This is a genomic window from Streptomyces sp. NPDC001851 (assembly GCF_040297165.1).
Taxonomy (GTDB): domain Bacteria; phylum Actinomycetota; class Actinomycetes; order Streptomycetales; family Streptomycetaceae; genus Streptomyces.
Map to the genome: position 1 here is coordinate 402,336 of NZ_JBEOYR010000001.1, position 13,462 is coordinate 415,797.

The following is a 13,462-nucleotide window of genomic DNA, read 5'->3' on the forward strand; positions in this document are numbered from 1 at the left end:
GTCGGATGTCGGGCAAGGTGACTCTCGCCAGGCCGTTGGAACGAGCCAGACCCCGGCTGTCCGCCGGGAGTTGCGAGGGCCCATGAACCACACCTATGAGCCGCCGAGTCTGATACCCGCCCCGGGTGAGGAACGGACGTACGCCCTAGTCATCGCCGGTGTCCCCCTTCTGCTCATCCTGCTGATGGCGGTCCTGCCGCTGCTGGCCTCGGGTGGCGGAAACGCATCCGGTGCCACCTCGGCGGACGGCCAGGGCGGCTACACCTACACACCGCCGCCGGCGGACCCGCCGGCACCGGACACCTCCACGGCGTACGGCACGGAGCCGTCGACGCCCCTCGGCGGTGACGACAGCACGGGCCTGTCCCCGACCCCGTTGGACGAGAGCGCCCCGAGCACGGACGGCACGGGCAGCCCGGACAGCACGGACAGCTCGGGCAGCGCGGACAGCAGCACCGGTCCCGGCAAGACCGTCAACGACTTCTTCGACGCCATCAACCGCCGCGACTTCAAGACCGCCTGGGCGCTGGGCGGCAAGAACCTCGACAGGGACTACGACTCCTTCGTCGCGGGCTTCGACACCACCGAGCACGACGACGTCTTCATCGAGTCCGTCGACGGCGGCACGGTCTCGGTGAACCTGAACGCCCAGCAGAGCGACGGCACGCAGAAGTCGTTCACCGGTCAGTACACCGTGGTCGATGGGGTCATCACCCACGCCTCGATGACCTCGGCCGGCTGAAGAGAGCGGAGAACCGAGCCATGGCGAGTGCATTCCTTTCCGTTCCCGCTCCGCCGCCGGAGTCCGGCGGGCCGGTCCCGGCCCGGCCGTCCACGGACGCCGGCAGCGACGCCACCCGGCTGCTGTGCGCCGGCACCTATCTGGATCCGGTGTACCGCGCCACCGTCATCCGCGAGCTGCTGACCCACCGGTTCCGGGTGGTGGCGCCCTCGTACGGGTACGACGCGGTTCCCGTGCTCGCGCACGCCCTGGCGGCACGCCGGCTGCACCGGGCCCGGGTGGCCGTTCTCCTCGCGGGCGTGCTGCTCACGTTCCTCCTCACCACCGCCGGTGTCCTGAACGGGGCCGCCGGGACGCTGATGCTGGCCTGGCTGCTGTGGGTCACCGCGTTTCTGCGGCGCGTCGTCACCCTGCAGCTGCTGACCTCCCGGCTGGGGCGCCGCACCGGTGCCGCGCGCCCGGTGGGCGGGTTCGACGGCTCCTATCCCAGACACCCCGAGCTGACGGGCGAGCTCGTGGCCAAGATCAACCGCGAGCAGACCTCGGACGGCAGTCTGATCTGCTACGGCGGCTACAAGCCGTTCGTCGGCGCCGGCCAGCAGGTGCGGCGCTGGTCCACCGCGGAGCTGCTGATCGGCGCGCCCGTCAACGTGTTCGAGGGCCGGCACGGACCGGACCTGTCCGGGGCGACCGGCGCCCCGCGCCCCGGGGCCGGCCAGGAGCCGAAGCGGAAGGACATCATCCCCTTCACCGTCGAGGACCTCTCCGCCTATGTCTCCGCCCGGATGACCTCCGGACTGCGTGACCACGCGAGCCGGCTGACGCGGATCGAGGGGCTCGCCGTCGAGCAGAGCACGTTCACCACGGCCGTGACGACTCTCCCCGGCGCGTGGACGACGATCCCGGAGCAGACCGACGGGCGCTGGCAGGACACCTACGGCTCGGGGCGCGCGTACCTGTGCGTCCGGGTCGGCTCGTGGAACCAGGAGCTGGTCACCACGGCGTTCGTGGGCTTCGACCTCAAGGGGAACACCCTGCACACCGAGTTCTACTCGTATGTGCTGGGGCCGATCCAGGCGAGCTTCCACCTGGTGGACCGGCTGCCCGCGCGGCTGGATGCCGTGACCCTGCTCAGGGTCGGCTGGCACACCCTGCGGGCCGCGCCCCAGGCGGCACTGCGGCCCGTCCTCTCGCGGGCCCGCTCGGCGCTGTCCGTCCTGCTGCCCTGGGCCAGGAACACCGTCCTGCTGCCGCAGCCGGCCGACACCAGTGAGTTCGGGCTCGGTCGCTACGCGGACACCCTGGTGAACCGCGGCGCGCTCACCAGCATCCGGGAGATGGCGACCAGCGACGACTTCCACGAGTTCTTCCAGGAGACGGACACGATCAAGTACACCCAGATCGTGGAGCGCCAACTCCTCCACTTCATCCGGGAGTTCCTGCAGGAGCACAACGTGGACCTCGCCGAGCACGAGGCCCGCCAGACGAACATCCTCAACGACTACGGGCGCAACAACAGCTTCGTGAACGGCGACAACAACACCACCAACTCGGGCACGCAGAACCACTACGGCGCCTCCGACGGCGGCCGGGGAACGGGATCGGCATGACGGACGACACCACGGGCGCGGGCACGGGCTCCGGCAACAGCAGCCACTACGGAAGCGGGAACACCTTCGGCAGCGGCAACAGCTTCGTCAACGGCAACGGCAACAGCACCAACTCGGGCACGCAGAACCTCTACGGCGGCGGCAGCCGGCCGCCCGCGGACGACGACCGTCCCGGCCCGTCCCAGGACCGTCCCGGCCCGTCCCGGGACCGCAGCCGCAACGTCTTCGTCGTCCACGGCCGCGACGAGGAGGTCCGGACGAAGATGTTCGGCCTGCTGCGCAAGCTCGATCTGCGTCCGCTGGAATGGGAGGACCTGGTCAGGGCCACCGGCAAGACGGCGCCCTTCCTCGGCGAGGTCGTCGCGAAGGCTCCCGAACAGGCCCAGGCGGCCCTCGTGCTGCTCACCCCGGACGACATCGTCCAGCTGCACCCGGAACTGCGGGGTTCGAACGAGCCGCCGTACGAGACCGAGCCGACCGGGCAGCCCCGGCCGAACGTGCTGATCGAACTGGGCATGGTCCTGATGGCCTACCCGGAGCGCACGCTCATGGTGGAGGTCGGTGAGCTGCGCACGATCGCCGACATCGCGGGCCGGAACGTCATCCGGTTCGACGGCTCGGAGGCCGCCCTGAGCAAGATCGTGCAGCGACTGAGGATGGCCGGCTGCACGATCGACGACACCCGCTCCGAATGGCGCCAGACCTGGCCGTACAGCCATCTGTCGGCGTACGGACGGACCGGTCGGCACCTGCCGCCGGCCCGCTGAGCCCCGGCACGGGCCCAGGGGCCGCTCGGTCACGCTCCGGGGGAGGGCCCGTACCGTCCCGCGGGCGCCCGGTGTCAGACATGGCGCCGGGCGCCCGCCGCCAGGCCGGCCAGGAACGCGCCGGTCTCCGGCAGGTCGATCCGCCTCAGCTCGCCGGGGCGGATCACCACGTGCAGCTCGCGGCAGACCGGCCGCTCCCACGAGTGCACCACGAACGACAGCAGGATCAGCCGCAGCAGGCTGTCCTCGTCGAGGTCGTGCAGCCGGGCGAGCCCCGCACCGGTCAGCGGCATGGTGACGCGTTCCAGCTGGCCGTGCCGGTGGACGGCGTCCCACAGCCGGTCCAGACCGAGCCACAGCTCCTGCACCCCGGAGGAGGCGACGCAGTCGTTGCCCATCCGGCTGTAGGCGACGGCGAAGACCAGCTGCGGGCGGCTGCCGAGGACGGCGACGGTCCCCACCGGGTACCGGGCGCGCTTGCCGCGCGGCTTGTCCCGCTCGCTCTCCCGCGCCACCGGGGCCACCCCGTCCAGCGCGGCGGCCAGCTCCGCGTCCAGCCGCTGGGCGTCCCCCGCGTAGCGGCGGGCGAGCAACTGCCCCTGGGCGCTGTCGTCGTTGATGACGACCCCGTCGTCCACCAGGGTGTCGAAGGTGTCGGTGAACCCCACCACCAGATGTCCGGGCTGCTCGAAGAGGTCGCCCTCCTCGACCACCACGGTCATGTGCGGACGGGTGAACTCCTGCCGTACGCCGGCCTGCGGACGGGCCCGGACCAGCCCCCAGAGCAGGCACAGGGCCACCGAACCGGCCAGCACCGGACCGGGCCGGGACACGACGCGCGGGAACAGCTGGCCGGCGAACTGCACGACGGCCGACACCCCGCCGAAGGCCGCCAGCACGTTGCCCAGGAAGACCCGCCACCCGCGCCAGGAGCGGGGCAGCCGGGACCGCGCGGGGCGCAGCGGCGATCGCGCGGGACGGGACGGCGACGGGTCCGGGACGGTCGATCGCATGCGTCACTCCGAGTCATCTTGGTAGGCTGAAAGCCCTGTTGACGGGCCGTCATGCGGCTGAGGGGGCGAGGCGCGTGCAGAGCCGCACACCGTCCGTACGCGTACACGTTCTGGGCCCCGTGCGGCTGGAAGTGGACGACGTCACGGTCCGCCTGACCCCGCTGACGGCGCGGCTGCTGCTGCGCCTGGTCGCCGCCGACGGCGAGGCCGTGACCGCCCGCCGGCTCTACCGGGACGTCTGGCAGCAGACCGTGGAGCTGCCGCACCAGGGCCTGCGCAACCGCAACGAGGTGCAGAAACGGATCCTGGAGCTGCGGCGCGCGTTCGACCGCGCGGGACCGGGCACGGGCGACCGGATCGTACGGACCGGACGGCTGCCGACCGCACACGGCGCCGAGAGCACCTACCGGCTGGACCTTTCGGTCGAGGAGCTGGACAGCACGCAGTTCACGCGCCTGGTGGGCGACGCGCTGCACGCGGCACCGGCCTCGGCCGTCCGGCTGCTCGCGGACGCCCTGCGGCTCTGGCACGGCCGGCCGCTGGCCGAGGTGGCGGACGAGGAGTTCGCGGCCGCGCCGGTGCGGCGGCTGACCCAGCTCAGGGAGACCGCGCTGCGGGAACTGATCGCCGGACACACCGCACTGGGCCGCTACGACCTCGCCCTCCCGGTGGCCGAACGGACGGCCCGGGAACGGCCGGACGACCCCGAGGCCGCCGCGGTCCTCGCCCGGCTGAACGCCCGGCTGCGCGAGCGGCACGGCGACGAACTGCTGCGCCACACCCTGCGCGGGCTGCGGGTGGACGTCGTCGTGCTGCGCGGCGACCTGTTCGAGCAGGAGGACGCCAACCTGGTCGTCGGGTTCTGCGACACCTTCGACACCTTCCCCGACGACGTGGTGATCAGCCGGGAGAGCGTGCAGGGCCAGTTGGTCGACCGGCTCTTCGAGGGCCGGTACCGGCTGCTCGACGACCGGCTGCGCCGGGGCCTGAAGGGGTTCACACCGCTGGCCACGGAGAGCGTCCGGGCGAAGCGGCGCGGCCGGCGCACCCGCTTTCCGATCGGCACGGCGGTCGCGGTGCCGGCCGGCCGGCGCAAGGTGTTCGCCCTGGCCTACTCCCGGCTGGGCAACGACCTGCGGGCCCGGTCCGCCCCGGCGGACCTGCGGCTGAGCCTGGATTGCCTGTGGCCGGCGGTCGCCCGGCACGGCCTGTTCAAACCGGTGGCGATCCCGCTGATCGGCGCGGGCCTGTCCCGCATCGTGCAGCTCGACCGCACGCAGCTGCTGTTGCTGATCGTCGAGACCTTCACCCGGAGCCTGCGCCAGGACCCGGCGGTCTCCCCGGAGTTGCGCATCGTCATCCGCGCCGACGAGCTGGAGCGTACCGACCTGTCGGCGGTCGAGGCGTTCCTGCGCAGTGCGGACGGGCAGGGGCCGGCGCTCCCGCCGACCGCCGCCGGCTGACCTCTTCACCCCTCCAGCAAAGATCCGCCGCCGCTTCCGCCGACAGCCGCCGCCCGCTTCGGGAACGCTTCGGAGGCGCTTCCGGGTAATTGCGGCGACGGGAGCGGCTCCCGCGCCGTACATTCGCCGCTCGTGGGGCGACCAGGGAGGCAGCGGGGATGGGAACGTTTCTGATCGGCGGCGGCTGGGACACGGCCGAGGTGTACGAGCCGTTCGTCGGTGCGGTCGGCGGGGAGCGGCGCATCGGGTGTCTGATCGTCGACGAGGGGGACGGGGCGGCGCAGTTCGAGCGGTATGCCGGGGCGCTGCGGAAGGCGGGGCCGTGCACGCCCGTGCCGCTGCTGGTGCCGCTCGGCGGCCGGTTCGGGCCGGAACAGGCGTTGGCCGGGGTGGACGGCCTGCTGGTGTGCGGTGGGCTGACTCCCGCATACCAGGAGGCACTGGAGGACGGTCTGGAGCGGTTGCCGACGCTGCTCGCCGGGCGCGGGATGCCGTACGCGGGCTTCTCGGCGGGTGCCGCCGTGGCCGCGCGGCGGGCCGTGGTCGGCGGCTGGCTGGCGGACGGGGTACCGGTGTGTCCGGAGGAGACCGGGGAGGACCTGGCGGAGGTCGAGGTGCGGGCGGGGCTGGGGCTGGTGCCGTTCGCGGTGGACGTCCACGCCGCCCAGTGGGGAACGCTCGCACGGCTGATCGCGGTGGTCGGACGGGGCGCGGCGCCGTACGGGGTCGCCGTCGACGAGAACACGCTGCTGGAGGTGGCGGACGGGGAGGTCCGGGTGGCCGGGCTGGGGCGGGCGCATCTGGTACGGCCGGACGGGGGCGGGGGCGCCCTCGTGCGGGCGTACGGGCCCGGGGAGCGCTTCTCCGTCGCCGAGGCTTAGAGGTCTGCCGGCCGGCCCGGCCGGGTCCGTCGCGCTGACAGCGCCCCGGCCGGGCCCGCGGACAGAACCGGTGACTCAGATCGTGGCCGTGTCGATCACGAAGCGGTAGCGGACGTCGCTGTTGACGACCCGCTCGTAGGCCTCGTTGATCTGGTCGGCGCGGATCAGTTCGATCTCGGCGCCCAGGCCGTGCTCGGCGCAGAAGTCGAGCATCTCCTGGGTCTCCTGGATGCCGCCGATGCCGGAGCTGCTGATGCTGCGGCGGTGGCCGAACACCGAGGACAGCAGGATGTGCACCGGCTCCTCGGGGATACCGACGTTGACCATCGCGCCGTCCGTGCGCAGCAGGGAGAGGTACGCGCCGAAGTCGAGCGGTGCCGAGACGGTGTTGAGGATGATGTCGAAGGTGCCCTTGAGGTCCTCGAAGGTCTTCGGGTCGCTGGTGGCGTAGTAGTGGGCGGCGCCCAGCTTCAGACCGTTGTCCTTCTTGCGCAGGGACTGGGAGAGGACCGTGACCTCCGCGCCGAGGGCGGCGGCGATCTTCACTCCCATGTGCCCGAGGCCGCCCAGGCCGACGACGGCGACCTTCTTGCCGGGGCCCGCGTTCCAGTGCTTCAGGGGCGAGTAGGTGGTGATGCCGGCGCACAGCAGCGGGGCGGCCACGTCGAGGGAGAGGCCGTCGGGGATGCGGACGACGTAGTTCTCGTCGACGACGATCTTCTGGGAGTAGCCGCCGTAGGTGGGCTCGCCGTCCTTGCCGACGGCGTTGTACGTCCAGGTGGGGCCGCCGCCGGTGCAGTACTGCTGCAGACCGGCCCTGCAGTTGTCGCACTCCCGGCAGGAGTCGACCATGCAGCCGACGCCCACGCGGTCGCCGACGGCGTACTTCGTGACACCCGGGCCGACCTCGGAGACGACGCCCGCGATCTCGTGGCCGGGCACCATCGGGAAGATCGCGGTGCCCCAGCCCTCGCGGGCCTGGTGGATGTCGGAGTGGCAGATACCGGCGAACTCGATGTCGATCAGGACGTCGGACTCGCCGACCGCGCGCCGCTCGATCGTGGTCCGCTCCAGCGGGGCCTTCGCGGCAGGCGCGGCGTAAGCAGCAACAGTGGTGGTCATGCCGGGGTACTCCTAGCGATGTGATCGTGCCCGGTTGCCTTTCCACCGGGTACGCAATCACCCTCTCTCACGCTACGACGGCCACCCAGACCACGCCTCTGCGTACGACTGCCGTGCCTACCACTGGCGGGGTCAGGTTCCTGTACGTACGACCGTGAATACTGGTTGTATGGAAAACCAGCCCCTGCCCTCGTCCCCGCCCCTGGACCGGCGGGCCGAACTGAGCGAGTTCCTGCGCAGTCGGCGGGCCCGGCTGAAGCCGGAGGACGTGGGGCTGCCCGACTACGGCCGGCACCGGCGGGTGCCGGGGCTGCGCCGTGAGGAGCTGGCGCAGCTGGCCGGGGTGTCCGTGGCGTACTACACGCGCCTGGAACAGGGCAACGGGCGGAACGTCTCGGCGGAGGTCCTGGACGCGATCGCCCGCGCGCTCAGGCTGACGGACGCCGAGCACGCCCACCTGACCCACCTGGCCAAGCCGAAGTCGCACAAGAAGAAGCCGGCGGCGCGCCAGCAGCAGGTCCGGGTCGTGCTGCGGCAGCTGCTGGACACGATGGACGGCGTACCGGCGTACGTCGTCGGGCGCCGCTCGGAGATCCTCGCCTGGAACCGGATGGCGGCGGCGCTCTTCGGGGACTGGTCGGAACTGCCGGCGGCCGAGCGCAACTGGGCCCGGCTGACGTTCCTGCGCCCGGACTACCGGGAGCTGTTCGTCGACTGGGAGCAGAAGGCCATCGACATCGTCTGCGCCCTGCGCATGGACGCGGGCTGCCACCCGGACGACCCGAAGCTGTCGGCGCTCGTCGGTGAACTCTCCGTCAAGAGCGAGGAGTTCCGCCGCCTGTGGGCGACCCACGACGTCAAGGAGAAGAGCCATGGCGTCAAGCGCATGCACCACCCGCTGGTCGGCGACCTCTCCCTGAACTTCGAGTCCTTCCGCCTGCCGGATGACCCGGAGCAGTCGCTGATCACGTACCACGCCGAGCCGGGCTCCCCGTCCGCCGACTCCCTCCGCCTGCTGGCCAGCTGGGGCACGGACGCGACCCGCGCGGTGCGGTCGGCCTGAGCCCTGCCGCGGACCGGCTACTCGCCGAAGTACGCGTCGTAGACCGTGATCTCCGACGTGTTGCCCTTCTTGTCGGTGATCTCGGAGCGCAGGGAGAGGGAGGTGCCCTTCGCCGGGTTCCTGACGGTGACCCTGCCGCCTCGGACGGCGGCCCTCGTGAAGGTCCCGCCGTCGTAGGAGACGTACACGGCGAGGGACTTCAGGTTGCCGCCCGCCGCCGCGCCCTCGACGGTGACCGGGAAGGTGACCGTCCTGCCGGCCGCGGCCCGGCCGTCCAGGCCGGTCGTGATGCCGTAGTGGAGGACGGAGGCGGGGAGCTGGACGGAGCCGCCGGAGCTGTTCCTGGAGCGGAAGGTCCAGGTCGCGTCGATCCGGGAGGAGGCCCGGGCGACCTTCGCCGAGCGCTTGACCGAGGTGGTCAGCCGGTAGGCGGCGTCACCGGCCGGAACCTTGAAGGGCACCTCCCCGGACAGCGGGTCGTCGGTGGAGCCGACCTCGGTGCCGTCGCGGTAGAGGGTCGTGCGCACCGAGGTGAACGCCGAGTACCCGGCGTGCCTGGCGGAGTCGGCGAACAGCGGCAGTGAGCCGTAGATCTCGTTGCCGGAGCGGTAGAGGCCGAGGTCCTTGTCGACGTGCGGGCCGAAGACCGCGGTGTTGACCGTCTTCGTGTAGCTCTTGCCGGCCTTGAAGGAGGACGTGCCGAGCTCGTACGCGGCGTCCGGCAGCGGGACCCCGTCCTGGCCGGTGCCGCCGTACTGGGTGAAGTGCAGGTCCCAGAGGACTCCGCCGTCCGCGGACAGGTGCAGGGTGCGGGTGCCGGGCAGTCGCTGCGGTACGTCGATGGACGAGCCCGTGCTGCCGGGCAGCCAGCCGGTGGCGGCGACCGAGCCGGTCCTGCCGCTCGCGGAGGCGCCCAGCCGGGCCTTGACGGTGGCCAGCTCACTCGCCCGGTAGTGCCTGGTGTAGCCGGTGGCGAGCCGGGTGACCGGGCCGCCGGAGGTGACGTCGTACTGCTCGCCCGTCCCCTTGGTCCAGTGGCCGTCCCACTGCTGGAACAGCTGTCCCGCGGGGATCTTCGGGCCCAGGTGGGCGGTGCGGAAGTCCTGGTACGTGTCCAGGAACCAGCTGTAGCCGTACTCGGCGTCGCCGATGGTGAGCGTGTATCCCGGCGAGGCGAACCGCGACCTCACGCCCGGGGCGGGGACGGTGATGTCGACCGGCTTGGTCCCGCGCGCGTCGATCGTGAGGGTCTGCTTCCTGGCGACGGTCAGCTTCGGCTGGGCGATCCAGTCGGTGCCGCCGGTGCCGTCCCGGTTCCCGAACACGGCGGAGTTGAGGAGGTACGTGCCCTTGGGCACGCGGACCTTCACCGTGCCGGACGGGTCGTACGGGTTCAGCTCGGTGCCGTTCGCCAGGCCGCCCACTCCGCTGAGGTCGGCGTTGTAGTACGGGGCGGGCCTGCCGTCGCGGCCGGTGAACTTCAGCGTGACGTCGTACGACTCCACCTCGCGCTGCACCGCGGCGGCCGTGCGGACGCGCTGCCCGGCGCCGGTCGCGGTCACGTACGCGGAGTAGGCGCCGTCGAGGGTGCCGCCCAGCCGGGTGTTCGCGGTGAGGCCGACGGAGGCCCTGCCGTGTGCGGGGACGGTCAGCCTCGTCGCGCCCAGTGTGAAGAGGCCCGACGGGGCGGCGTGGCCCCTGGGGTCGGTGGCGGTGCTGCTCAGGGTGAGCGTGACGTCCTGGTCGCCGAGGTTGCGGTACGTCACCTGCCGGGTGACCGGCTTGTCGTCGGTGTGCGGCCACTGCTGCACACCGAAGCTCACCGAGACCGGGTCGGCGATCACGGTCTGCCGGTAGGCCCTGTCCACGGCGATACGGCCCGAACCCTGCTGGAACGGCGTGTACGCGCCGCCCTTGGCGGAGCCGGTGAGGGCGCCCTTCAGCTCGGCAGAGCCCCAGTCGGGGTGCTCCTGCTTCAGGATCGCGGCGGCGCCCGCGACGTGCGGGGTGGCCATCGAGGTGCCGGAGAGGGTCAGGTAGCCCTCGGGTTTCTCGCCGACCTCCTGGTCGATGACGCTGCCCTTGGCCGCGGCGGCGGTGATGTCCACGCCGGGCGCGGTGACGTCCGGCTTGATGGCGCCGTCGCCGATGCGCGGGCCGGTGGAGGAGAAGTCGGCGAGTCCGTCCTTCTTGTCGACGGCGCCGACGGTGAGCGCGGCGTCCGCGCTGCCCGGTGAACCGATCGAGTGGGGGCCGTCGTTGCCCGCGGCGATCGCGAACAGGATGCCCTTGGTGGCGGAGAGCTTGTCGACCTCGGCCTCCAGGGGATCGGTGCCGGGGCTGTCGGAGCCGCCGAGGCTGAGGTTGACGACGGAGGCGCCCTGCGCGGCCGCCCACTCCATGCCGGCGAGGATGCCGGAGTCGTCACCGGCGCCGGTGTCGTCCAGGACCTTGCCGTTGAGGATCTCGGCGTCCGGCGCGACGCCCCTGTACTTGCCGCCCGACTTCGCACCGGTGCCCGCCACGATGGAGGCGACGTGCGTGCCGTGCCCGAAGTGGTCGCCGGCGTCGGCGGCGGAGGTGAAGTTCCGGGACTCGATCACCTGGCCCTTGAGGTCCGGGTGGCGGGTGTCCACGCCGGTGTCGAGGACGGCGACCTTGACGCCCTTGCCGGTGTAGCCGGCCTGCCACGCGACCGGGGCACCGATCTGCGGCACGGACGTGTCGAGCGAGGCCCTGCGGACGCCGTCGAGCCAGACGTGCGCGATGCCGGAGGCGGCCCGGTCGCCGTGGGTGACGGCGTGCCACAGCTCGGCGGTGTCCTTGACGGTCGTCTGTACGGCGTCTGCGTCGAGGGTGCCGAGGCTGCGGCGCAGGTGGGCCGCGTCCCGGACGTCCGCCCTGGCCGCGGCGGCGGCGCCGCGGTAGCCGACGATGACCTTCAGGCCGTCCTTCTGGGCCCTGCGGGTCGCGGCCTTGTTCAGCTCGGTGACGTCGAACAGGCGCTGGTCCAGGGTGCCGGAGGCCACCAGGCGGGCCGCGTCGACCGGGACGGCCAGGGTGTGCCCCTTGGTCCTGCGGACCTGGAAGGGTATGCCCTCGCGGCCCTCGGCCCGCTGCAGGCCGACGATCCGGCCCCGGCCGTCGAGGGCGACGCGGTCACCGGTGATCAGGGTGACGTGGGTCCTCGCGGTGAGCGCGGAGGCGGTGGCCGGGGTGGGCTCCACGGGCCTCGCCGACGCCGGGCTGGTCACACCCGCTGCGAGGGCGAGGGCTGCGGCCGTGGCGACACCGGCCGCAGCGGCGCTTTTCACTTGTCCGGGCAAGTTCTCCCCCTGGAGATGGAGTACCGGTCAGGCAGTAAACCAGGGGGAGTTCGGACGGCTCAACGGTGGGGAGGAGGGTCAGGCGGCCGAACCGGCCTTCCACTGGGCCCAGCTCATGTTCCAGCCGTTGAGGCCGTTGTCCGGCGCGACCGTCTTGTCGCCGGTGTTCTGGACGACCACCACGTCACCGACCAGGGAGTTGCTGTAGAACCAGGCGGCCGGCATGTTCGCGTCGCCCGCACCCTTGACGTCCTGCAGGCCGATGCAGCCGTGACTGGTGTTGGCGCTGCCGAAGACGGACGGCGCGCCCCAGTAGTTGCCGTGGATGAAGGTGCCGGAGTTGGTCAGGCGCATGGCGTGCGGCACGTCCTTGATGTCGTACTCGCCCTTGCCGTCGGAGTCCTTGAAGCCGACCGTGGCGCCGTTCATGCGGGTCTGCTTGAACTTCTCCGAGATCACCATCTGGCCCTCGTACGTGGTGTGGTCGGGGGCGCCGGCGGAGATCGGGATGGTCTTGACGACCTTGCCGTCCTGCGTGACCTTCATCTGCTTGGTCTTCGCGTCGACGTAGGAGACCTGGTTGCGGCCGATGTGGAAGGTGACCGTCTTCTGCTGGATGCCGGTGATGCCGGGCGCGCCCTCGACGCCGTCGAGCGCGAGCTTCAGGGTGACGGTGGAGCCCGCCTTCCAGTACTGCTCCGGGCGGCAGTCCATGCGGTTGGCGTTGAACCAGTGGCAGGCGACCTCCTGGCCGCTGCTGGAGGTGACCGTGATGCCCTTCTGCACGGCCGCCTTGTTGGTGATCGCCTTGTCGAAGTTGATCGAGACCGGCATGCCGACGCCGACGGTCGCGCCGTTGTCCGGGGTGAAGGTCCCGATGAAGCTGTGGGCCGGGGCGACCGTGGTGAAGGACGCGTTCTCGTTGGCTATGCGGCCCTGGGCGTCCTTGGCCTCGGCGGCGATCTTGTAGGTGGTCGAGCGCTGCAGCTGGACGGTCGGCTTCCAGCTCTTCCTGTCGGCGGAGAGCTGCCCGGCGACGGCCTTGCCGTCCTGGGTGGTCATCGTGACGCCGGTGAGCGTGCCCTTGGCGACCGTGACGCCGGCCGAGTTGTTGATGGAGGCGTTGTCGGAGCCGTCCTTGGGTGTGATGGTGATCTGGGCCTCGGACGACTTCTTGGCCGCTGCCTCGTCGGCCTTCGCCTGCGAGCTGTCGCCGCCGTCGGACGCCTTGCTGTGGCCGCCGCCGGAACAGCCCGTGAGTGCCAGTACCCCACCGAGCAGTGCGGACGCGACCATCAGGCCGTTGCGCCGCTTACTGTCCGTCATCACACGCTTCTCCATCGTTGCCGTAATCGTGAAAACCCCGAGGCCCCCGTTGCGAACCATCCACGCTACGGGCGATCCGTCCCTTTCCACGCGGTTCGCATGTGTTAGGCGCACCACGCCGGCCTCGGTCCCCCAAGGCAGGTGGTGCG

Annotated in this window: 10 protein-coding genes; 6 read left to right on the plus strand and 4 right to left on the minus strand. The window is 71.6% G+C overall.

The features are described 5' to 3' along the window. The first annotated feature begins 82 nt into the window (after nt 1-82). From ABT171_RS01880 to ABT171_RS01890, 3 genes are read left to right on the plus strand one after another with little or no spacing between them, the layout of a single operon-like run. Nucleotides 83-742: a hypothetical protein gene (locus tag ABT171_RS01880; RefSeq protein ID WP_351238673.1), complete on the plus strand. Its 660-nt coding sequence runs from the start codon at nt 83-85 to the stop codon at nt 740-742. Nucleotides 743-762: 20 nt separating this feature from the next. Beyond that, nucleotides 763-2,352 (plus strand): AbeC-like domain-containing protein, encoded by a 1,590-nt coding sequence (locus tag ABT171_RS01885; protein ID WP_351238675.1) that lies wholly within the window; start codon nt 763-765, stop codon nt 2,350-2,352. Beyond that, a complete protein-coding gene (locus tag ABT171_RS01890; protein ID WP_351238677.1) occupies nt 2,349-3,119 on the plus strand; it encodes a TIR domain-containing protein in 771 nt (256 codons plus the stop codon). The genes ABT171_RS01885 and ABT171_RS01890 overlap by 4 nt, the downstream gene beginning before the upstream one ends. A gap of 74 nt (nt 3,120-3,193) precedes the next feature. Here ABT171_RS01890 and ABT171_RS01895 read toward each other — a convergent pair whose 3' ends face one another. Further along, nucleotides 3,194-4,132, minus strand: a complete 939-nt coding sequence (locus tag ABT171_RS01895; protein WP_351238679.1) for a macro domain-containing protein — start codon at nt 4,130-4,132, stop codon at nt 3,194-3,196. Nucleotides 4,133-4,206: 74 nt separating this feature from the next. Between ABT171_RS01895 and ABT171_RS01900 the strand changes: the two genes are divergently transcribed. Together ABT171_RS01900 and ABT171_RS01905 are read left to right on the plus strand one after the other, a co-directional pair. Continuing rightward, nucleotides 4,207-5,595, plus strand: a complete 1,389-nt coding sequence (locus ABT171_RS01900; RefSeq protein ID WP_351238681.1) for an AfsR/SARP family transcriptional regulator — start codon at nt 4,207-4,209, stop codon at nt 5,593-5,595. Nucleotides 5,596-5,753: 158 nt separating this feature from the next. Next, nucleotides 5,754-6,476, plus strand: a complete 723-nt coding sequence (locus ABT171_RS01905; protein WP_351238683.1) for a type 1 glutamine amidotransferase family protein — start codon at nt 5,754-5,756, stop codon at nt 6,474-6,476. A 75-nt stretch (nt 6,477-6,551) separates the two neighbouring features. Here the strand turns inward: ABT171_RS01905 and ABT171_RS01910 are convergent, their stop codons facing one another. After that, nucleotides 6,552-7,598, minus strand: coding sequence for an NAD(P)-dependent alcohol dehydrogenase (locus ABT171_RS01910; RefSeq protein ID WP_351238685.1), 1,047 nt, complete (start codon nt 7,596-7,598; stop codon nt 6,552-6,554). A gap of 169 nt (nt 7,599-7,767) precedes the next feature. Here ABT171_RS01910 and ABT171_RS01915 point away from each other — a divergent pair, with 169 nt between their 5' ends. Continuing rightward, entirely contained in the window at nt 7,768-8,661 is an 894-nt protein-coding gene (locus ABT171_RS01915) for a helix-turn-helix domain-containing protein (RefSeq protein ID WP_351238687.1), read from the plus strand. Between the two features lie 17 nt (nt 8,662-8,678). Here ABT171_RS01915 and ABT171_RS01920 read toward each other — a convergent pair whose 3' ends face one another. Next, nucleotides 8,679-11,975, minus strand: a complete 3,297-nt coding sequence (locus ABT171_RS01920; RefSeq protein ID WP_351238689.1) for a S8 family peptidase — start codon at nt 11,973-11,975, stop codon at nt 8,679-8,681. Nucleotides 11,976-12,065: 90 nt separating this feature from the next. Beyond that, the gene (locus ABT171_RS01925; RefSeq protein WP_351238691.1) at nt 12,066-13,313 is read right to left on the minus strand and encodes a L,D-transpeptidase; all 1,248 of its coding nucleotides are present in this window, start codon (nt 13,311-13,313) and stop codon (nt 12,066-12,068) included. Nucleotides 13,314-13,462 lie beyond the last annotated feature (149 nt).

Coding starts and splice junctions, on each gene's coding strand:
- ABT171_RS01880 (WP_351238673.1), top strand. CDS start 83: ATGAACCACACCTATGAGCCGCCGAGTCTGATACCCGCCCCGGGTGAG.
- ABT171_RS01885 (WP_351238675.1), top strand. CDS start 763: ATGGCGAGTGCATTCCTTTCCGTTCCCGCTCCGCCGCCGGAGTCCGGC.
- ABT171_RS01890 (WP_351238677.1), top strand. CDS start 2,349: ATGACGGACGACACCACGGGCGCGGGCACGGGCTCCGGCAACAGCAGC.
- ABT171_RS01895 (WP_351238679.1), bottom strand. CDS start 4,132: ATGCGATCGACCGTCCCGGACCCGTCGCCGTCCCGTCCCGCGCGATCG.
- ABT171_RS01905 (WP_351238683.1), top strand. CDS start 5,754: ATGGGAACGTTTCTGATCGGCGGCGGCTGGGACACGGCCGAGGTGTAC.
- ABT171_RS01910 (WP_351238685.1), bottom strand. CDS start 7,598: ATGACCACCACTGTTGCTGCTTACGCCGCGCCTGCCGCGAAGGCCCCG.
- ABT171_RS01915 (WP_351238687.1), top strand. CDS start 7,768: ATGGAAAACCAGCCCCTGCCCTCGTCCCCGCCCCTGGACCGGCGGGCC.
- ABT171_RS01925 (WP_351238691.1), bottom strand. CDS start 13,313: ATGACGGACAGTAAGCGGCGCAACGGCCTGATGGTCGCGTCCGCACTG.